Origin of the sequence: Azoarcus sp. DD4, assembly GCF_006496635.1 — a bacterium.
Classification (GTDB): Bacteria; Pseudomonadota; Gammaproteobacteria; order Burkholderiales; family Rhodocyclaceae; genus Azoarcus.
Genome location: NZ_CP022958.1, coordinates 3462890 through 3481658, shown reverse-complemented (window position 1 = coordinate 3481658; position 18769 = coordinate 3462890). Strand labels below are relative to the sequence as shown.

Genomic DNA, 18769 nt, shown 5'->3' with positions numbered 1-18769 from the left:
GGGGGGGATGGGCACTCAGAAGCGGTGGCGGATGCCGATGTTCACCGAGCGGTCGGCACCTGCAACGATCGCGGCGTTCTGCGCGTTGCCCAGGCTGATCGCCGGGTTGTTGTCGGCCACCATGTGGGCATAGACGCCATAGAGGTCGGTGCGCTTCGATAGCGTGTGCACATAGCCCACCGCCCACATGTCGGCGTCGCGGTCGGCGGCGTCCTTGTCGTCCTCGCGCACCCACGAGGCGAGCAGCTTGCCGTTGCGGCCGAGCGGCGCGGTGAGGCCGAGCAGGTACTGGTTTGACTGGGCGCCGCGGGTGGGGGTGGCGCCGTCGACGTCGCGGTCGGCCTGGGCCATCGCATACACCTTGGCCGGGCCGAAGTCGTAGCTGGCGCCGAGCTGGTACTTGCGCCCGGTGACGGTGTCGGCGAGGTTGCGCATCTGCTCGAAGGAGAAGCCCACATCCAGCGGGCCGTGGCCGTAGTCCACCGAACCCGCCAGATAACGCCCGGCGCGCATCGAGCCGGCGACTTCGCCGAAGCCGTACACCAGCGTGCCGGTGAAGCCGGCGAGCTTGGGGCTGACGTATTTCACCGAGTTGTCGGCGCGGATCGCCATCGACTTCATGATGTTGGCCGCGTTGCCGCCACTGCCGTGCTCGAAGGGGTCGAACCGGGCGTTGACGCCGTCTTCCGGTGCGTACTGGCGGCCGAAGCCGACGGTGCCGAAATCGCCCGCCAGCGCCAGGTAGCTCTGGCGACCCCAGAAATTGTTGGGGTGCTGCGGCTTGCCGGTGTCGTACAGGATGCCGGCCTCGATCACCCACAGCGCCTTGAGGCCGTTGCCGAGGTCTTCGCTGCCGCGAAAGCCCAGCCGGCTCGAGCTGAGCATGCCGCTCTGGATGGCCTTGGCGTCCTGGCCGCTGCGGCTGTTGCGCTCGTAGGCGAAGCCGGTGTCGACCAGACCGTAGATGGTGACGTTGGACTGGGCGTGGGCGCCGCTGCAGGCGAGTGCGGCGAGGGTGGTGCAGAACGTCTTCTTCATGGTTCCTCCTTGGTGCTGTCTCTTCTTGGCTTTGTCGTTGTGGCGGGTGTGGGCACCCGTCGCTTGTCGTGGTGGATGCGGATGTCGGTTCGGCGGCTTCTCCTTCGTGGTGGTGACGCAGGCAAGCCGGGGCCCTCCGGCGGCAGGGCCGGATGAGGACGTTTGCGGTGCGTGGGAGGCGGCAGGGTCAGCCGGGCGGGTTGTGGTGTGGCGGCAGCACGCTGTCGGGTGCGGCAAAGGCCAGCCAGCCGCCGTCGGCGGCGAGCGTGGTGCCGGTGACGAAGCTAGCCCGCGGCGAGGCGAGGAAGGCGATGGCCTCGGCGATCTCTGCCGGCGCGGCCATGCGGCCGAGCGGCGTACGGGCGTGGATGGCGGCAGTGTCGAGCGTGCCGTTGCGCGCAAGTTCGTCCACCAGCGCGGTACGCGCATAGCCGGGCGCGACCGCATTCACCCGGATGCCGCGGCGCGCCCATTCGCAGGCCATTGAGCGCGTCATCGCCGCAATGCCGGCCTTGGCGGCACCGTAGGCGTTGCGCTCGGGGATGCCGCCCAGCCCGGCGATGGAGGCGATGTTCACGATGCTGCCGCTGCCTTGGTCCAGCATCGCCCGGCCGGCCTCCCGGCTCGCCAGGAAGCTGCCGCGCAGATGCACGCCGAGCACGCGGTCGAAGGCGTCGACGCGCTGTTCGACGGTGGGCAGCGACTTTTCGGCGACGCCGGCGTTGTTGACCAGCACGTCGATGCGGCCGTAGCGCTGCAGCACGGCGGCGACCATCGCCACCACGTCGGCTTCGACCGCGACGTTCGCCGCGCAGCCCCAGTGCGCCGGGCCGAGCGCGTCGGCGCGCGCCATGGCGCGGTCGGCGTGCAGGTCGGCGATCACCACATGCTCGACCTCCAGCGCCAGCCGCTGCGCGGTGGCCCAGCCGATGCCGTCGGCGCCGCCAGTGACGATGGCGACGCTGCCGGGTGGATAGGATGACGTCATGCGCCGCGTCCCGTCATTGCCGGCATGTCCACCGCGCGGATCAACCGGGTTTCCTGTGCCACGATCAGGTGTTCGGAGGCAGCCAGGTAGGCCGGGAAATCCGGATGGCTGTCGCGCGCCCGGCAGCGCCGCTCGTAGTCGGCGAGATCCTCGTAGGCCCACAGGTGCACGAACTGGTTGAGCGGCCCGACCTGGCTGGTGTAGAAGCCGACCGGGTGCCCGAGGGTGTCGAGCAGGATGGGCATCGCCAGCCGGTTGAAGACCTCGACGAACTCGTTCATCTTGCGCAGCCGTATCGTGTAGATGCGGTGGTCGATCAGTGGCTTAGGCGACATGGCGGGCCTCCTCGCAGGCAGCCTCGCGCACGTCATCTACCGGCGGAATCGCCCAGGCCTGGTCGACGCCGGCGATGTGGCGGCCGGTGATGTAGCCGAAGGTCATGATCGGCCCCAGCGTGATGCCGGCGCCCGGGTAGTTGCCGCCCATGATGCTGGCGCGGTCGTTGCCCACCGCGTAGAGGCCGGCGATCGGCCGGCCGCTGTCGGCCAGCACCTGGCCGACGACGTTGGTACGGATGCCGTCGAAGGTGCCGAGGTCGCCCATGACGACCTTGACCGCGTAGTAAGGGCCCTTGCCGATGGGGGCGACGCAGGGATTGGGCTGGTTCTCGGGGTCGGCCAGGTAGCGGTTGAAGGCGGTGCTACCGCGGCCGAACCGGCGGTCTTCGCCGTGGATGGCGCCGGCGTTGTAGTCCTTCACCGTGCGCTCCAGCGCGGCGGCGTCGATGCCGGCCTTCGCCGCCAGCTCGGTCAGGGTGTTGCCCTTGAGCAGGTAACCGTTCTTCAGGAATCTGCCGATGGGCATCGGCGCCGGCTTGACGTAGCCGAGACCGTATTTCGCCAACGTGGCCTGGTCGCACAGCAGCCACATCGCGGTCTCGCGCTCGCCTTCGCAGGCGCGGATCATCGCCGCGCCGACGTCGTGGTAGGACTCCGACTCGTTGCAGAAGCGCGCGCCCTTGCGGGTGACGCCGATGATGCCCGGCTTGTAGCGGTCGAGCAGGTGGGGGAAGACGCCGAAGCGGCCGTCGCCCAGCGGCACGCGCGACACCGGCATCCAGGCGGCGCTGTCGTGGTAGCGGATATCGACCCGGCTACCCACGCTCTCGGCCATGCGCAGGCCGTCGCCGGTGTTACCGGCCGGGACCGGCGACAGGTGTTCGCCGCCGCGCTGCAGGTGCGGATAGGCCCGCTTGATGCGGGCAAGGTCGTGCGAAAAGCCGCCGCAGGCCAGCACCACGCCGCGCCGGGCAGCGATGCGGATGTCGCCGTCCTTGCCGGTCACCACGGCGCCGCTCACTTCGCCGTTGGCATGCAGCAATTCGCGCGCGCCGCAGCCGGTGTGGATGGGAATGCCGAGGTCGAAGCAGGATTTCGCCAGCCGCGCGGCCAGCGCGTTGCCACTGGTGACGTTGATGCCGCGGCGATAGAGCGCGAGTTCCTTCAGATGGGTGGCCAGGCGCCTGGCCACATAGACGAAGGACTTGAGCGACTTGGTGGCGTTGAAGAAGTGCTTGAGGTCGGCGTTGGACGAATTGAACATCATGCCGATGAAGGTGATCGTCTCCAGCGGCGGACGCAGGCGCGGCATGTTGTTGCCCAGCCTGCGGATGTCGTAGGGCGCGGCGAGGATGCTGCGGCCGATGTCGACGCCGCCCGCCACCGTCGGGTGGTAATCAGGGTAGAGCGTGGGGATGAAGCTGACCTCGGTCTCGCGCTCGAAGAATTCCACCATTTCCGGCGCGGCGTCGAGAAAGGCCTCGATGGCGGCATCGTCGTAGAAGGCGCCGGCTTCGTTCTTCAGGTATTCGCGCGCGGCGTCGCGGCTGTCGGCAATGCCGTTCTTCTTCGCATGCGGGTTGCCGGGTATCCACAGCACGCCGCCGGAAAACGCTGTGGTGCCGCCGAAGTGCTCGGCTTTCTCGATCACGATCACGTCCAGTCCGTGCTTCTTCGCGGTGATCGCGGTAGATAGGCCGCCGGCGCCGGAGCCGATGACGAGCAGGTCGCATTCGAGCGAAGGCTGCGAGGATCTCGCGTCCATGTGTGTCTCCTTGTTGGGGGCGACCGATGCGTGCCGGTCGCGCAGGTGTCGGGCTTGGGGGCTGTCAGCGGGAGAGGGCTTGACGACCGGGGGCGTCGGCGTCGTTGAAGCCGGGGCGCGGCACCAGGTCCATCAACATGCTGTTCATGCCGCCGTCGACCACGATCTCGGCGCCGTTGACATAGGCGGCGCGCTCGCTGGCCAGAAAGGCGGCGACGTTGGCGATGTCGGTCGGTTCGCCGATGCGGCGGCTGGCGGTGACGGCAGCGCGGCGCTGCTCGAAGCCGGGTTGTTCGTAGAACTTCGCCGACAGCGGGGTGCGGATCATGCCGGGGCAGATGGCATTGCTGCGTATGCCCGCCGGACCCCACTCGGCCGCCATCTGGCGCGACAGCAGCAGCACGCCGGCCTTGCTCGCGCTGTAGGCGCCGCTGCCGGTCTGCGGAAAGAGCGAGGCGATCGAGGCCACGTGCACCAGGCTGCCGCGGCCGAGTTCGCGCATCTGCGCGGCGAAGCTGCGGGCGCACAGCAGGTAGCCGGTGAGATTGACCGCCAGCACCGCGTTCCATTCGGCCACGCTGACCGCGTCGAGCGCGCCGGGGCGCAGCATGCCGGCATTGTTCACCAGCGCGGCACAGGGGCCGAGGGTGTCGCGTACCCGTGCGGCGGCGGCCTGCACCGCCGATTCGCTGGCGATGTCGCATTCCACCGCGACTGCGCTGCCGCCGCGTTCGCGCAGTGTGTCGGCCATGCGCTCGGCGCCGACGCCGTCGCGGTCCAGCAGCGCGACCTGCGCACCCGCCTCCGCAAGGGCTTCCGCCACCGCGGCGCCGATGCCGCTGGCGGCGCCGGTGACCACGCAGACCTGTCCTTCCAGACCCAACCACGATGTGCTGCTCACTGCCGTCTCCTGTCCTTGGTGTGAGGCCATGGTAGGGAGGTGGCGCGCTCGGCAAAATCGACAAATGCAACGATGAATAGGATAATTCGTGCATTCACGCAGCCAGGGGACGCAAGCATGACGACGCTGCCGAAGTACGATCTTTACGGCTCCGAGGCAAAACCCTCATGGCTGGATTCATTCAATTTCGAGTGGATTCCGCAGCGCTCGCGTCCCTTCAACTGGGAGATCGAGCCCCACATCCACGACGGGCTGATCCAGATCCTCTATGTGCGCAGCGGCGCCGGCGAGGTCTTCATCGACGGTACCAAGTGGGCTATCGAACCACCCTGCCTGATCGTGATCCCGGCGCGCGCGGTGCATGGTTTCCATTTCACGCCCGAGGTCGACGGGCCGGTGGTGACCGCGCCGCAGCGGCCGCTCGAAGCCCTGGCCGGGGTGGCGCGGCCGGAATTGCTGGCTTTCATCCGCAGGCCGACGGTGCTGCCGGTCGAGGCCGGATCGCGTCACGACCAGAACCTGATGCCGTTGTTCGAGGCGCTGGCGCGCGAGGCGAGCGCCTACGAACCGGGCCAGATCGCCGCCGGCTCGGCGCTGCTGCTGGCGGTGTTCGTGCTGGTCGAGCGCGTCGGCCTGGGCATGCAGGCCTCCCCGGTGGTGGAGCGTTCGCGCGGCACGGCGAAGGTGGAGAAATTCCGTGCCTTGGTCGAGCAGCACTACAAGGCGCATCTGCCGATGGAGCGCTATGCCGGCGAGCTCGGCGTGTCGCCCGGCCAGCTCGCGCGCCTGTGCCGCGATTGCATCGGCATGTCGCCGCTGGACGTGATCAACGCGCGGCTGATCCACGAGGCGCAGCGCGAACTGGTCTATTCGCAGCTGAGCGTCAAGCAGATTGCGGCGGCGCTGGGCTTCGAGGACGAGGCCTACTTCGGCCGCTTCTTCAAGAAGAAGGCGGGCTCCACGCCGCTGGCCTTCCGCGACATGGCGCGGGCGCAGCTGGCGCGCGCCAGCGAGGCTGAATAGCGCGGTGCGCCAAAAAGAATGCGGCAGCGACACCGGGCAGGATGCCGCTGCCGCGATGGCCTGCCGTCGGGCAGGCGGAGGGACAACGATGGCTCGGGCGTGCGTCGCGCTCAGTGGGTGTACTGCTGCACCAGCGCGGCGGCGGCATCGTGCAGCTGGCGGCCGTCGTAGCCGGCGGCGTTCATCTCCTTGATCCACTCGTCGGCGATGCCTTTGGTCGCCGCCTGCCAGCGCGCCACCTCGGCCGCCGGCAGGGTATGGACGGTGTTGCCATTGGCGATGGTGGCATCGCGGCCGACCTTGGCCTGCGCGTCGAGCGCAGTGGCGGCCTGGGCGGAGAATTCTCGCCCGCTGTTGTCGTCGATCACCTTCTTCAGCTCGGCGGGCAGACTGTCGTAGCGCTTCTGGTTCATCACGATGATGGTGGTCGCAGCCGACATCCGGTAGCCGGCATTGGCATCGAAGCTGTACTTCGTCAGTTCGTGCAGCTTGGCCGAGGGCACCGACTCCCAGGGATAGAGCGCGCCGTCGATCACGCCCTTGGAAATCCCTTCCGACATCTGCGGCGCCGGCATGCCGACCGGGGTGGCGCCGAGCGCGGCGAGCAGCTTGTTGCCCAGCCGCGAGGGCGTGCGCACCTTCTGGCCCCTCAGGTCTTCCAGCGTCTTCACTTCCTTCTTGCTCATGTGGAAGGCGTAGGCGCCCGGCGTCCAGGTCGCGAGCGGCTTCATGCCGGCGAACTCGCGGCCGGCGTGCCGGGTGGTGAAGTCCCACAGCGCGCGGGCGGTGGCTTCCGGCGTGGTGGTGAAGAAGGGCAGTTCGAACACCTCGGTGATCGGGAAGCGGCCGGCGTTGTAGCCCGGCATGGTCCAGATCACGTCGGCCACGCCGTCGCGCACCTGGCTCAGCAGTTGCGGCGCGGTGCCGCCGAGCTGGCTGGCCGGGTAGATTTGGCACTTCATGCGGCCGGCGGATTGCGCGGCGATGCGCTCGCACCAGGGCACGATCACGTGCTGGTGGTAGGGGTTGGTCTGCGGCATGAAGTGGGCGAACTTCAGCGTCACTTCCTGGGCGCGGGCGAGGCCGGGCAGCAGGGCGGCGGTCAGCGCGCTGGCGGCCAGCAGCGCGGTGGGTCTGAGAAATTTCACGGGAGGTCTCCGTCGGCGTCGGGGTGGCGTCCGGGCGCGCGCAGCCGGCGCCCGCCCGGGATGGGCGGCGCATCGTCCGCGGCGCTCCGGTACGGTGGGGCGAACTCAGTGGCTGTACTGCTTGACCAGCGCAACGGCCTCGTCGTGCAGCTTCTTGCCATCCACGCCCTTGGCCGAGACTTCCTTGATCCATTCCTCGGCCACCGCGCTGCTGGCGGTGCGCCAGCGTTCGGTTTCGGCCGCGGGGATGGCATACACCGTGTTGCCGCGCGCCACCGTCTGGTCGCGCGCGATCTTGCCGGCGGCGTCGAGCTGGGCGCCGGCAAAGCCGGAGACCTCGCGGCCGCGGTTGTTGTCGATGACCTTCTTCAGTTCGGCCGGCAGGCTGTCGTACTTCGCCTTGTTCATCACGAAGATGGTGGTGGCGGTGCTGAGCGCGTACTGGCCGCCGGCTTCGGCGTGGAACTTCGTCAGCTCGTGCGTCTTGGTCGGCGGCACCGCTTCCCACGGCAGCAGTGCGCCGTCGATCACGCCCTTGGACAAGCCTTCGGCCATCTGCGGTGCCGGCATGCCGACCGGGGTGGCGCCGAGCGCGGCGAGCAGCTTGTTGCCCAGCCGTGACGGCGTGCGCAGCTTGAGGCCCTTCATGTCTTCCAGCGACTTCACCTGCTTGTCGCGGAAGTGCAGCGCGTAGGGGCCGGCGGTCCAGGTCGCGATCGGCAGCATGCCGGCGAATTCGCGCGCGGCATGCTTCTCGGTGTAGTCCCACAGCGCGCGCGACGAGGCTTCGTAGGTGGTGGTGAAGAAGGGCAGCTCGAAGACTTCCGTCAGCGGGAAGCGGCCCGGTGTGTAGCCGGGCAGGGTCCACACGATGTCGGCGACGCCGTCGCGCACCTGGTTGAGCAGCTGCGGCGGCGTGCCGCCGAGCTGGTTGGCGGGGTAGATCTGGCACTTGAGCCTGCCCTGCGATTCGGCCGCGATCCGGTCGCACCAGGGCACGATGAACTGGGTGTGGGCGGGCGTGGTCGGCGTCAGGAAGTGCGCGACCTTGAGCACGATCTCTTCGGCGTGGGCGGCGGCGGGGAACAGGGTGGCGGCGCCGATGGCGAGCGCGAGGCGGCGGAACTTCATGTTTTGTCTCCAAGTTTTTGATCGAACGATCCTTGACTGGTCGTGCGCCAGTTCTGCCGCTGCCGGCCGCCGTGCCGGGCTGCCCGGACGGGGGATCGCGCCCGGCGGTCTGGCCTGCCGGAAGCTTCGTTTGCCGGTCGGGAGCGAATCCCGAAGCCGCGTCGCTATGGTAGGGAGGCGGGCGACCGCACAAAATCGACAAAACGCTCGGTGAGTAGGACAAAACGTGCGTGGCGCCTGTGCGCCTGTCGTGACAGCCCTGCGGTGGCGACCTGGCCTTGTCAGCCCGCCGCCGCGCCGTCGAAGGCCTGGCGCGCCTCGGCCACGACCGCATCGAGTTCGGCGCGCAGCCAGCTATGCACCGGGTCGTGGCGGTCGCGCAGGTGCCAGATCGCGTACATCGGCAGTGGCGGCGCGGCCAGCGGCAGCGCGCAGCTGGCGAAGTCGCGCATCAGGCTGCCGCGCAGCAGGCCCGGTACGGTGGCGACCAGCGCGCTGCCGCGCAGGAAGGAGGGTATGCCGGCAAAGCCGGGCACCGTGGCGGCGAAGCGCCGCTCCACGCCGCGCGCGGCCAGGGCCTGGTCGAAATCGAGCGCGCGGCGCGGCTCGTAGACCACGGTGACGTGCTCGGCGGCGAGGTAGCCGTCCAGCGAGGCCGGTGCGTCACGCTTGGCCGGGTCGTAGAACACGCGGTAGCTGTCTTCGAACAGGCGCTTGTGCAGGATGTCGCCGGCGTCCGGCGGACGCGGCGAGATCGCCAGGTGGCAGTGGGCGTCGCGCAGCATCTCCGGCGTCGGGATGTCGGACGGAATCACCCTCAGCGCCACGCCGGGCGCGGCGGCGCGCAAGCGGCCGAGCAGGCGCGGCAGCAGCAGGTCGCGCTGGAAATCGTTGGCGGCGATGGTGAAGGTGGTGCGCAACTGTGCCGGGTCGAAGGCCGGGGCGGTGGCGAAACGGCGCAGGTCTTCCAGCAGCACCCGCGCCTGCACCGCCAGCGTCTCGGCCCGCACGGTGGCGACGATGCCGCGGCCGGACTTCACGAACAGCGGATCGCCGACGATGCCGCGCAGCTTCACCAGCAGGTGCGACACCGCAGATTGCGTCACCCCCAGGCGTTCGGCGGCGCGGGTGATCGAGCCTTCTTCCACCACCGCGATCAGCAGCGCGAGCAGGTGCCCGTCCAGGCTGGTGTGGTCGAGCGCTGCGGGGCCGGCGCTTGATCGATCGATTCTGCTCATGATTAACATGAGTTTCCCCGTGTTTATCCGGGATGTCCAGTCGCCAATACTGATAACCCCTACAACGACAAGGACGAGGAGAACCGCATGGCCAGCACCAGGCAGAAGCGGGCAATACCCGGCACGGCCATTTTCGATGGCGACATGGCGCAGAAGGGTTACGCGCTCAACAAGATGTGCTTTTCGTTCAACAGCGCCGACAACCGCGCCGAGTTCCAGCGCGACGAGGCGGCCTACTGCCGCAAGTTCGGCCTGAACGAAGAGCAGGAATCCGCCATCCGCACGCGCAACGTGCTCGGCCTGCTGGCCGCCGGCGGCAACGTCTACTACCTGGCGAAGTTCGCCGGCATTCTCGGACTCGATGTGCAGGACCTGGGCGCCGCCCAGACCGGCATGACCAAGGAAGCGTTCAAGGCCATGCTCGTGGCCGCGGGGAAATAAACCATGGCAAAGATCGTAGGCGGCATCACCACTTCGCACGTCCCGGCCATCGGCCGCGCCATCGCCGGCAAGCTGCAGGACGACCCGTACTGGAAGCCTTTCTTCGACGGCTTTCCGCCTGTCCATGCCTGGCTCGACAAGGTCAAGCCGGATGTCGCGGTCGTCATCTACAACGACCACGGCCTCAACTTCTTCCTCGACAAGATGCCGACCTTCGCCGTCGGCGCCGCCGGGCAGTACCACAACGCCGACGAAGGCTGGGGGATCCCGACGCTGCCGCCGTACAAGGGCGATACGGCGCTTTCCTGGCACATCATCAACGAGCTGGTGGAGAAGGAGTTCGATCTCACCACCTGTCAGGAGATGCTGGTCGACCACGCCTTTTCGCTGCCGCTCAAGCTCCTGTGGCCCAACGATGAAAGCTGCCCGGTGCGCACCGTGCCGGTATGCATCAACACCGTGCAGTACCCACTGCCCTCGGCCCGGCGCTGCTTCAAGCTGGGCAAGGCGCTGGGAGAGGCGATCGCCTCCTGGGACGACGACCTGCGCGTCGTGATCATCGGCACCGGCGGCCTGTCGCACCAGCTCGACGGCGAGCGCGCCGGCTTCGTGAACAAGGAATTCGACCTGGCCTTCATGGAAAGCCTGATCGCCGATCCGGAATGGGCGACCCAGTTCTCGATGGAAGAAATCGTGGAGAAGACAGGTACCCAGGGCGTGGAACTACTGATGTGGCTGGCTACTCGCGCCGCGCTGCCCGGCGCGGTGCGCAAGGTGCATGCGAACTACCACATCCCCATCTCCAACACCGCTGCCGGGCTGATGGTGATGGAGCCCATCGCCTGATTCCGTAGCGACGCCGCTGGTGGCGGCATTGAGGACGCCGGGTTGCTCCTGCAAAGGGGCGCCCGGCGTTGCGCATTTGCGGCGGCCTATCCGCAAAGCAATAGCCGTGGCCTTTTCTGACTCGCTAAACCACAATAGCAACGGGACTCCTATCGCAGCTTGTTATAGCTGATAGTGTGTCCATGGTCTTTTACATCACCTGGCGGGGCGTCAGACTGCCTCCGTGTGTGAAACCATGTTCGAGAATCCGGCATCACGACCGGCCCGAACCGTGTCAGTCAAAGAGGAGACACTGATGAAAGTTCGCAGTCTGGCTTTCGGCATCGCCGCCGCCGCACTCATGCCCGCCGCCGCCCAGGCGCAGGAAGTCGTCCTGAAAGTGGCGCACTTCCTGCCGCCGGTGTCGCCGGCGCATACCAAATTCATCGTGCCCTGGTGCGACAAGATCGCCGCCGAATCGCAGGGCAAGCTCAAGTGCCAGATCTACCCGGCCATGCAGCTGGGCGGTACGCCGCCGCAACTGCTCAACCAGGTGCGCGACGGCGTGGCCGACATCGTGTGGACCCTGCCGGGCTACACCCCGGGCCGTTTCCCGACCTCCGAAGTGTTCGAACTGCCCTTCATCACCACCACGCACGAGGCCTCCTCGCGCGCGATGTGGGACTTCGTGCAGAAGTACTCGATGAACGAGTTTGCCGGCATGAAGCCGCTCGCCACCTGGGTGAACGGCCCCAACGTGCTGCACTTCCGCGACAAGCAGGTCAAGACGCTGGACGACATCAAGGGCATGAAGGTGCGCGCGCCTTCGCGGCTGGGCAACAAGCTGCTGGCGGCGCTGGGCGCCACCCCGGTCGGCATGCCGGTGCCGCAGATGGCGGAGAGCCTGTCCAAGGGCGTGATCGACGGCGCGCTGGTGCCGTGGGAAGTGGTGCCGGCCACCAAGACGCATGAACTGACCAAGTTCCATGCCGAGTCGGGCGTCGAGCATGCGATGACGACGGCGACCATGATCTACGTGATGAACCAGAAGAAGTACGACAGCCTGTCGCCCGAGCTGAAGAAGGTCATCGACAACAACAGCGGTCGCGAAACTTCGGCCTGGGTGTCGGCACAGTTCAAGGCGGCCGACGCGGGCGGCCGCGAGATGACGGTGGCGCGTGGCAATACCGTGTACCAGCTGTCCGCCGAGGAAATGGCGAAGTGGAAGGCGGCGACCCAGCAGGTCGACGACGAGTGGATCAAGGAGATCTCCGCCAAGGGCGTGGACGGCAAGAAGCTGTACGACGATGCCGCCGCGCTGGTGAAGCAGTACTCGAAGTAAGGCGCAGCGCGTCTGCCTTCAGCCCCGTGCGACGCGTGCGTTAGCCGTCGCACGGCGCCTTCCCCAATCCCAATCTGGAGTTCTTCATGGCGGAGTCCCTGGAACAGCCCCTGGTCGTAGCGACCGGGCCTGTCGGCAAGACCGTCGAGGTGGCCTGCGCCACGCTCGCAGTGCTCGGCGGCGCGATCTTCATCATCGAGTCGATCATGTCGGTGGTGAGCGTGATCGGCCGTGCGCTCTTCAACCTGCCCGTGCCGGGCGACTACGAACTGGTGCAGATGATGTCCGCGATGGGCATCGCGATGTGCCTGCCCTACTGCCAGCTGCGCAAGGGCCACGTGTTCGTCGATTTCTTCACCCTGTGGGCGCCGGCCGCGCTCAAGCGCGGGCTCGATGCGATCGCTGCGTTGCTGCTGTCGGCCTCGTCCTTCTTCCTCGCCTGGCGGGTGTGGGACGGCATGCTCGAGATGCGCGAATACGGCGAAACGTCGATGGTGATCGCGCTGCCGGTGTGGTGGGGCTACATCCCGGTGGCGCCGTCCTTCGCACTGCTGGGCATCGCCGCGCTGCAGACCTTCATTCTTGAAATCACCGGAGAGAGCCAATCATGACCGGGACCACGATAGGCCTGACCATGGGCGTGGTGATGATGGGCATGCTGGCGCTGCGGGTGCAGATCGGCATCGCCATGTTCCTCACCGGCGCCGTCGGCTACGTGTGGGTGTCGGGCTGGGACCCGCTGCTCGCCTACCTCAAGAACGCGCCCTACGGCCGCTTCTCGCTCTACGACCTGTCGGTCGTACCGCTCTTCCTGCTGATGGGCCAGTTCGCCACCCACGGCGGGCTGTCGCGCGCGCTGTTCCGCGCCGGCAACGCCTTCATCGGCCACTGGAAGGGTGGCATGGCGATGGCGGGCGTCGGTGCCTGCGCCGGCTTCGGCGCGATCTGCGGCTCCTCGCTGGCGACCGCGGCCACCATGAGCCATGTGGTGATGCCCGAGCTCAAGCGCCACCAGTACAAGCCCAGCCTGGCCGGCGGGGCGCTGGCCGCGGGCGGCACGCTCGGCATCCTGATTCCGCCCTCGGTGCCGCTGGTGATCTACGCGATCCTGGCCGAGCAGAACATCGCCAAGCTCTTCGTCGCCGCCTTCGTGCCCGGCGTGCTGGCGGCGATCGGCTACATGCTGGTGATCGCCATCGTCACCCGCGTCGATCCGGCCGCGGGCGGTCCCGGCAGCCCCAAGCACACCTGGGCCGAACGGCTGACCACGGTGATCGACACCTGGCCGGTGATGCTGATCTTCCTGGTGGTGATCGGCGGCATCTACGGCGGCCTCTTCACCCCGACCGAAGCGGCCGCGGTAGGCGTGATCGCCACCGGCATCACCGCGTGGAAGTCCGGCGGCCTCAAGGGCGAGGGCCTGATGCAGTGCATCTACGGCACCGCCACCGGCACCGGCATGATGTTCCTGATCCTGCTCGGCGCCGACATGCTCAACTCCTTCATGGCGGTCAGCCAGATGCCGGTCGAAGCGGCCGCGTGGGTCGAGAGCATGGGCTTCGGGCCCTTCACCGTGCTGATCGCCATCATCGTCATCTACCTGCTGCTCGGCTGCGTGATGGACAGCCTGTCGATGATCCTGCTCACCGTGCCCATCTTCCTGCCCATCATCCTGGGTATGGACTACTGGGGCCTCGGTATCGAGGAGAAGGCGATCTGGTTCGGCATGATCGCGCTGGTGGTCATGGAGGTTGGCCTGATCACCCCGCCGGTCGGGATGAACGTCTACATCATCAGCTCGATGGCCAAGGATATCCCGATGGCCACCATCTTCCGCGGCGTCCTCCCCTTCCTCGCCTCCGACATCCTGCGCATCGTCATCCTGGTGCTCTTCCCCAGCATCTCGCTGTTCGTGCTGCGCTGGATCGCGTAGCGATACGCGACGGCCACGGCCTGACGACGAAGGGCGGCTCCTGCGGGGGCCGCCCTTTTTTGTTTTCAGCCTGCGGCGGGCTCGATGGCTTGTTCCGGCACGGACGACTCGCCGAACAGCTCGAACACCAACTGTCGCAGCCAGCGGTTGGCCGGGTCGCGGTGGTAGCGGCCGTGCCAGAAGAGGTTGATCGCGATGTCCGGCAGCTTTGCCGGATGCGGCACCGACACCAGGCCGAAGGGCTCCACGCAGCGGGCGGCGAAGCGTTCCGGCACGGTGGCGATCATGTCGGTGCTCTGCAGGATGTGGCCGACCGCGATGAAGTGCGGCACCGTCAGCCGCACCCGGCGCTGGATGCCGGCGCGCTCCAGCATCGCGTCCACCTGGCTGTGGCCAGTGCCGCCGGACACCACCACCACGTGGTCCAGCGCCGAGAAGTTCTCCAGCGTCAGCGGCAGGCTTACCGCCGGGTGCTGTTTGCGGAACATGCAGACATAACGCTGGTGAAACAGCCGGCGCTGGTAGAAACCCGCCTGCAGGTTGGGCAGAAGGCCGATGGCGAGATCCACCGTGCCGGCCTCCATCTCGTCGCGCAGGTTGGCCCCGGTGTTGCGCACGGTGCTGATGCGCACCCGCGGTGCGATCTCGGCGAGTGCGTCCATCAGCACCGGCAGGAAGTAGATCTCGCCGATGTCGGTGACCGCCAGGGTGAAGCTGCGTTGGCTGGTGGCGGGGTCGAATCGGGCCTGCTGGTTGAGCGCGCCGTGCAGGGTGCCGAGCGCGTAGGCCACCGGTTCGGCGAGTTGCAGGGCGAACGGCGTCGGCTCCATGCCGCGGCCGGTGCGCACGAAGAGCTCGTCGCCGAGCATCGCGCGCAGGCGCTTGAGCGCATTGCTCACCGCCGGCTGGGTGAGGCCGAGGGTGTCGGCGACCCCGGACACCCGGCGCTCGGTCAGCAGCTGATTGAAGACCACCAGCAGGTTGAGGTCGATGTCGCGCAGTTCCATGTTTCGCATTATTCAGGCTGGTGATGTGACGTATTCAATCCATTTTATGGATGTATAACACGCCTCGATCCATGATGGCGCCCATCGAACGTTTCACCACCGGGGGCCAGCAATGGAACTGCATGTACAGCCGATCGACCGCAAGCTGAATTTCGAGATCGGCGCCAACCTGCTGGAGGTGCTGCGCAACGCCGAGGTGCCGATCTCCTACAGCTGCATGTCCGGCCGCTGCGGCACCTGCCGCTGCGAGGTGCGCGCCGGCGAGGTGCTGGACGCCGGCCCGGCAGCCGGGCGCAGCGGGCGCAACGGCCAGCGCGGCGTGCTCGCCTGCCAGACGGTGCTCACCAGCGATTGCGTGATCGAAATCCCCGAGCCGGACGAGGTGGTGGTGCACCCGGCGCGCATCGTCAAGGCTACCGTTGCCGCGATCGAGGCGCCCACCCACGACATCCGCCGCCTGCGCCTGAAGCTCGCCAAGCCGCTGGATTTCTCGCCCGGCCAGTACGCCAGCCTGCAATTCACGCCGGAGCACATCCGGCCCTATTCGATGGCCGGGCTGGCGGGCGACGACGAGCAGGAGTTCCAGGTACGGCTGGTCGAAGGCGGCCGCGTCAGCGCTTACATCTTCGACCAGTTGAAGGTGGGCGACGCGCTGCGGGTGTCCGGCCCGCTCGGCACCGCCTATCTGCGCCGCAAGCACCAGGGGCCGATGCTGTGCGTGGGCGGCGGCACCGGGCTGGCGCCAGTGCTGTCGATCGTGCGCGGTGCGCTCGAATCCGGCATGGCCAACCCCATCCACCTCTACTTCGGCGTGCGCAGCCCGCGCGACCTCTACGACGCCGACCGGCTGCAGGCACTCGCCGACCAATACGACAACCTGACGGCGCACATCGTGGTCGCCACCGGCAACGTGGATTCTTCGCTGCGCAGCGGGCTGGTGACCGACGCCATCGCCGCCGATCACCGCAATCTTGCCGGCTGGCGCGCCTACCTGTGCGGCGCGCCGGCGATGGTGGAGGCGGTGGGTTTGCTGGCGAACCGGCTGGGGATCGAGCCGGGCCATGTGCATGCGGATGCGTTTTATCCGGCGGCGTGGTGAGCAGGTCACGACACAGAACACGAAACAAGACAACGAGGAGGAGACGAGCATGAGCGAAGCATCGACCGTGTTTCCCGACGGCGTCAGCTGGGAGACCGAGGGCACCAGCCGCATTCCGTTCAAGGTCTATACCGACGACGAGGTGCACAAGCGGGAACTCGAACGCTTCTTCTACAAGGGCCACTGGTCCTACGTCGGCCTGGAGGCAGAGATCCCCGAGCCGGGCGACTTCAAGCGCACGGTGGTGGGCGAGCGTTCGGTAATCATGGTGCGCGACGCCGAAGGCGGCATCAGCGTGGTGGAGAACGTCTGCGCCCACCGCGGCATGCGCTTCTGCCGCGAGCGCCACGGCAAGCGCAAGGAGTTCGTCTGCCCTTATCACCAGTGGAACTACACGCTGAAGGGCGAGCTGCAGGGCGTGCCTTTCCGGCGCGGCGTGAAGCAGGACGGCAAGGTGAACGGCGGGATGCCGGCGGACTTCAAGGTGGAGGATCACGGCCTCACCAAGCTCAAGGTCGCCACTCGCGGCGGCGTGGTGTTCGCCTCCTTCGACCACGAGGTCGAGCCACTGGAGGACTACATCGGCCCGACCATCCTCCAGTACTTCGACCGCCTCTTCAACGGCCGCAAGCTGCGCATCCTCGGCTACAACCGGCAGCGCATTCCGGGCAACTGGAAGCTGATGCAGGAGAACATCAAGGACCCGTACCACCCCGGCCTGCTGCACACCTGGTTCGTCACCTTCGGGCTCTGGCGTGCCGACAACAAGTCCGAACTGAAGATGGACGCGCACGGCCGCCACGCGGCGATGATCTCGACGCGCGGGCAGGGCGGCAAGGCGGCGCAGGTGACCCAGGTGTCGAGCTTCAAGGAGAGCATGCAGTTGAACGACCCGCGCTTCCTCGACATCGTGCCCGAGCCCTGGTGGAACGGCCCCACAGCGGTGATGACCACGCTGTTCCCCAGCGTGATCCTGCAGCAGCAGGTCAACAGCGTCTCCACCCGCCACATCCAGCCGGACGGCCACGGCTCCTTCGACTTCGTGTGGACCCACTTCGCCTTCGAGGACGATGACGACGAGATGCTGCAGCGCCGCCTGCGCCAGGCCAATCTGTTCGGCCCGGCCGGCTTCGTCTCCGCCGACGACGGCGAGGTGATCGAGTTCTCGCAGGAAGGTTTCGAGCAGAAGCCCTTCCACCGCGCGGTGGCCGAGCTCGGCGGCCGCGAGGTCGACCTCCACACCGACCACATGGTCACCGAAACGCTGATCCGCGGCATGTACGGCTATTGGCGCCGGGTGATGGAGGAGGGCGCAGGGCCGGGCGGTGGCGCCGGGGGAAGCGCCCCACAGGCTGGCGGTATGGAGGTGTCCAAATGAGCAGCAGCGCAATCGAGATGAACTTCGCCGACTGGTTCGAACTGACCAATCTCTACGCCGATTACGCCGCCGCGGTCGATTCCGGCGACTGGGACCTGTGGCCGGAATTCTTCACCGAGGACTGCCTCTACCGCCTGGTGCCGCGCGAGAACCACGAACGCGGCTTTCCGCTGGCAACGCTGTCCTTCGACAGCAAGGGCATGCTCAAGGACCGCGTCTACGGCATCCGCGAGACCCTGTTCCACGACCCCTACTACCAGCGCCACGTCACCGGCGCGCCGGTGGTGCGCAAGGTGGAGACGGTGGCCGGCGGCGTGCGCTGGCACTGCGAAGCCAATTACGCGGTGTTCCGCACCAAGCTGTCCGAGGTGAGCACGGTGTTCAACGTCGGCCGCTATCTCGACGTCGTGGTGCGCACGCCGCAGGGGCTTAAGTTCGCCCAGCGCATCTGTGTGTACGACAGCGAGATGATCCCCAACTCCATCATCTACCCCATCTGAACGAAGGCCGACGCCGGCGGCTCGCGGGCTGCCGGCACACTGAGGAGACGACATGAGCAACATCGAATGGATTGCCGCCGCCGAAGTCGACGCGGTGCCGCAGGACGACGTGATCGGCGTCGAGATCGGCGGGCGCGACATCGCGCTCTACAGCGTCGATGGCGAGATCTACGCCAGCGACAATATCTGCAGCCACGGCCACGCCCGCCTGTGCGACGGCTTTCTCGACGGCTACGAGATCGAATGCCCGCTGCATCAGGGCAAGTTCGACGTGCGCACGGGCAAGGCGCTGTGCGCGCCGCTCACCGAGGACATCCGCAGCTACCCGGTGAAGATCGAGGACGGCCGCGTCTTCCTCGCGCTCGCCTGAGCGGAGCGCAGGCGACGTCGAAATGATTTCGTGCCCTGCACCATAGCGGTGCAGAATCGGTGGTCGGGCCGGGGGGCGGTTCGACAGGGACGTGGAACGGAATCGATTCGATGAAGCACAAGGCAGCGAAGGCGGCGGGGAAGGGCGGCAGGCAAGGCGGAAAGGGGGCGGCACAGCCTGCCGTCGGGCCTTCGCGTCCGGGGTGGTGGCTGCTCACGGGCGCTCTTCTGCTCGCTTTGGTGTTCGCACTCTGGCGGTACTTTGTCGCCGCAGACCCCGTATCGCCCGTGCAATCTGCCGCGCC

19 protein-coding genes are annotated in these 18769 nt (G+C 67.4%); 10 read left to right on the top strand and 9 right to left on the bottom strand.

The annotated features are described in order from the left end of the window. Nucleotides 1-15 precede the first annotated feature (15 nt). From CJ010_RS16035 to CJ010_RS16015, 5 genes are all read right to left on the bottom strand, one after another. Nucleotides 16-1038, bottom strand: coding sequence for a porin (locus CJ010_RS16035; protein WP_141018966.1), 1023 nt, complete (start codon nt 1036-1038; stop codon nt 16-18). Between the two features lie 187 nt (nt 1039-1225). Continuing rightward, a complete protein-coding gene (locus CJ010_RS16030) occupies nt 1226-2026 on the bottom strand; it encodes a glucose 1-dehydrogenase (RefSeq protein WP_141018965.1) in 801 nt (266 codons plus the stop codon). Next, the gene (locus CJ010_RS16025; RefSeq protein ID WP_141018964.1) at nt 2023-2361 is read right to left on the bottom strand and encodes an NIPSNAP family protein; all 339 of its coding nucleotides are present in this window, start codon (nt 2359-2361) and stop codon (nt 2023-2025) included. The genes CJ010_RS16030 and CJ010_RS16025 overlap by 4 nt, the downstream gene beginning before the upstream one ends. Then, nucleotides 2351-4129 (bottom strand): FAD-dependent oxidoreductase, encoded by a 1779-nt coding sequence (locus CJ010_RS16020; protein ID WP_141018963.1) that lies wholly within the window; start codon nt 4127-4129, stop codon nt 2351-2353. Before CJ010_RS16020 ends, CJ010_RS16025 begins: the two co-directional genes overlap by 11 nt. Before the next feature lie 64 nt (nt 4130-4193). After that, the gene (locus tag CJ010_RS16015; protein ID WP_240794384.1) at nt 4194-5030 is read right to left on the bottom strand and encodes a glucose 1-dehydrogenase; all 837 of its coding nucleotides are present in this window, start codon (nt 5028-5030) and stop codon (nt 4194-4196) included. A gap of 117 nt (nt 5031-5147) precedes the next feature. Between CJ010_RS16015 and CJ010_RS16010 the strand changes: the two genes are divergently transcribed. Further along, nucleotides 5148-6053 carry a helix-turn-helix domain-containing protein gene (locus CJ010_RS16010; protein WP_141018961.1) on the top strand — a complete coding sequence of 302 codons (906 nt, stop codon included), beginning with the start codon at nt 5148-5150 and terminating at the stop codon, nt 6051-6053. A gap of 110 nt (nt 6054-6163) precedes the next feature. Here the strand turns inward: CJ010_RS16010 and CJ010_RS16005 are convergent, their stop codons facing one another. The 3 genes from CJ010_RS16005 to CJ010_RS15995 form a co-directional block, all read right to left on the bottom strand. Continuing rightward, nucleotides 6164-7201, bottom strand: coding sequence for a TRAP transporter substrate-binding protein (locus tag CJ010_RS16005; RefSeq protein ID WP_240794383.1), 1038 nt, complete (start codon nt 7199-7201; stop codon nt 6164-6166). A gap of 105 nt (nt 7202-7306) precedes the next feature. Next, complete coding sequence (locus tag CJ010_RS16000) at nt 7307-8332, bottom strand: TRAP transporter substrate-binding protein (protein WP_141018960.1); 1026 nt, start codon at nt 8330-8332, stop codon at nt 7307-7309. A gap of 281 nt (nt 8333-8613) precedes the next feature. Then, a complete protein-coding gene (locus tag CJ010_RS15995) occupies nt 8614-9570 on the bottom strand; it encodes a LysR family transcriptional regulator (protein WP_141018959.1) in 957 nt (318 codons plus the stop codon). An 87-nt stretch (nt 9571-9657) separates the two neighbouring features. Between CJ010_RS15995 and CJ010_RS15990 the strand changes: the two genes are divergently transcribed. The 5 genes from CJ010_RS15990 to CJ010_RS15970 all read left to right on the top strand — a co-directional run bounded on the left by CJ010_RS15990 (nt 9658) and on the right by CJ010_RS15970 (nt 14111). Further along, entirely contained in the window at nt 9658-10011 is a 354-nt protein-coding gene (locus CJ010_RS15990) for a protocatechuate 4,5-dioxygenase subunit alpha (protein ID WP_141018958.1), read from the top strand. Between the two features lie 3 nt (nt 10012-10014). Further along, nucleotides 10015-10857: a class III extradiol dioxygenase family protein gene (locus tag CJ010_RS15985; RefSeq protein WP_141018957.1), complete on the top strand. Its 843-nt coding sequence runs from the start codon at nt 10015-10017 to the stop codon at nt 10855-10857. Nucleotides 10858-11152: 295 nt separating this feature from the next. Further along, the gene (locus CJ010_RS15980) at nt 11153-12178 is read left to right on the top strand and encodes a TRAP transporter substrate-binding protein (protein WP_141018956.1); all 1026 of its coding nucleotides are present in this window, start codon (nt 11153-11155) and stop codon (nt 12176-12178) included. Nucleotides 12179-12264: 86 nt separating this feature from the next. After that, on the top strand, nt 12265-12789 hold the full coding sequence (locus tag CJ010_RS15975) for a TRAP transporter small permease (protein ID WP_141018955.1): 525 nt from the start codon (nt 12265-12267) through the stop codon (nt 12787-12789). Continuing rightward, a complete protein-coding gene (locus CJ010_RS15970; RefSeq protein WP_141018954.1) occupies nt 12786-14111 on the top strand; it encodes a TRAP transporter large permease in 1326 nt (441 codons plus the stop codon). The genes CJ010_RS15975 and CJ010_RS15970 overlap by 4 nt, the downstream gene beginning before the upstream one ends. 65 nt (nt 14112-14176) lie before the next feature. Here the strand turns inward: CJ010_RS15970 and CJ010_RS15965 are convergent, their stop codons facing one another. Further along, nucleotides 14177-15118 (bottom strand): LysR family transcriptional regulator, encoded by a 942-nt coding sequence (locus CJ010_RS15965; protein ID WP_141018953.1) that lies wholly within the window; start codon nt 15116-15118, stop codon nt 14177-14179. A 112-nt stretch (nt 15119-15230) separates the two neighbouring features. On the opposite strand from CJ010_RS15965, the gene CJ010_RS15960 reads away from it, so the two are divergent. From CJ010_RS15960 to CJ010_RS15945, 4 genes are read left to right on the top strand one after another with little or no spacing between them, the layout of a single operon-like run. Beyond that, nucleotides 15231-16217, top strand: a complete 987-nt coding sequence (locus CJ010_RS15960; protein ID WP_141018952.1) for a 2Fe-2S iron-sulfur cluster-binding protein — start codon at nt 15231-15233, stop codon at nt 16215-16217. Nucleotides 16218-16266: 49 nt separating this feature from the next. Continuing rightward, nucleotides 16267-17595, top strand: coding sequence for an aromatic ring-hydroxylating dioxygenase subunit alpha (locus tag CJ010_RS15955; protein ID WP_141018951.1), 1329 nt, complete (start codon nt 16267-16269; stop codon nt 17593-17595). Beyond that, nucleotides 17592-18095: an aromatic-ring-hydroxylating dioxygenase subunit beta gene (locus CJ010_RS15950; protein ID WP_141018950.1), complete on the top strand. Its 504-nt coding sequence runs from the start codon at nt 17592-17594 to the stop codon at nt 18093-18095. The genes CJ010_RS15955 and CJ010_RS15950 overlap by 4 nt, the downstream gene beginning before the upstream one ends. Nucleotides 18096-18147: 52 nt before the next feature. After that, nucleotides 18148-18465, top strand: coding sequence for a non-heme iron oxygenase ferredoxin subunit (locus CJ010_RS15945; protein WP_141018949.1), 318 nt, complete (start codon nt 18148-18150; stop codon nt 18463-18465). Nucleotides 18466-18769: the final 304 nt, after the last annotated feature.

Excerpts from the sequence above, each read along its gene's own strand:
- CJ010_RS16035 (WP_141018966.1), bottom strand. The coding sequence starts at position 1,038 with ATGAAGAAGACGTTCTGCACCACCCTCGCCGCACTCGCCTGCAGCGGC.
- CJ010_RS16030 (WP_141018965.1), bottom strand. The coding sequence starts at position 2,026 with ATGACGTCATCCTATCCACCCGGCAGCGTCGCCATCGTCACTGGCGGC.
- CJ010_RS16025 (WP_141018964.1), bottom strand. The coding sequence starts at position 2,361 with ATGTCGCCTAAGCCACTGATCGACCACCGCATCTACACGATACGGCTG.
- CJ010_RS16020 (WP_141018963.1), bottom strand. The coding sequence starts at position 4,129 with ATGGACGCGAGATCCTCGCAGCCTTCGCTCGAATGCGACCTGCTCGTC.
- CJ010_RS16010 (WP_141018961.1), top strand. The coding sequence starts at position 5,148 with ATGACGACGCTGCCGAAGTACGATCTTTACGGCTCCGAGGCAAAACCC.
- CJ010_RS16000 (WP_141018960.1), bottom strand. The coding sequence starts at position 8,332 with ATGAAGTTCCGCCGCCTCGCGCTCGCCATCGGCGCCGCCACCCTGTTC.
- CJ010_RS15995 (WP_141018959.1), bottom strand. The coding sequence starts at position 9,570 with ATGAGCAGAATCGATCGATCAAGCGCCGGCCCCGCAGCGCTCGACCAC.
- CJ010_RS15990 (WP_141018958.1), top strand. The coding sequence starts at position 9,658 with ATGGCCAGCACCAGGCAGAAGCGGGCAATACCCGGCACGGCCATTTTC.
- CJ010_RS15985 (WP_141018957.1), top strand. The coding sequence starts at position 10,015 with ATGGCAAAGATCGTAGGCGGCATCACCACTTCGCACGTCCCGGCCATC.
- CJ010_RS15980 (WP_141018956.1), top strand. The coding sequence starts at position 11,153 with ATGAAAGTTCGCAGTCTGGCTTTCGGCATCGCCGCCGCCGCACTCATG.
- CJ010_RS15975 (WP_141018955.1), top strand. The coding sequence starts at position 12,265 with ATGGCGGAGTCCCTGGAACAGCCCCTGGTCGTAGCGACCGGGCCTGTC.
- CJ010_RS15970 (WP_141018954.1), top strand. The coding sequence starts at position 12,786 with ATGACCGGGACCACGATAGGCCTGACCATGGGCGTGGTGATGATGGGC.
- CJ010_RS15965 (WP_141018953.1), bottom strand. The coding sequence starts at position 15,118 with ATGGAACTGCGCGACATCGACCTCAACCTGCTGGTGGTCTTCAATCAG.
- CJ010_RS15960 (WP_141018952.1), top strand. The coding sequence starts at position 15,231 with ATGGAACTGCATGTACAGCCGATCGACCGCAAGCTGAATTTCGAGATC.
- CJ010_RS15955 (WP_141018951.1), top strand. The coding sequence starts at position 16,267 with ATGAGCGAAGCATCGACCGTGTTTCCCGACGGCGTCAGCTGGGAGACC.
- CJ010_RS15950 (WP_141018950.1), top strand. The coding sequence starts at position 17,592 with ATGAGCAGCAGCGCAATCGAGATGAACTTCGCCGACTGGTTCGAACTG.
- CJ010_RS15945 (WP_141018949.1), top strand. The coding sequence starts at position 18,148 with ATGAGCAACATCGAATGGATTGCCGCCGCCGAAGTCGACGCGGTGCCG.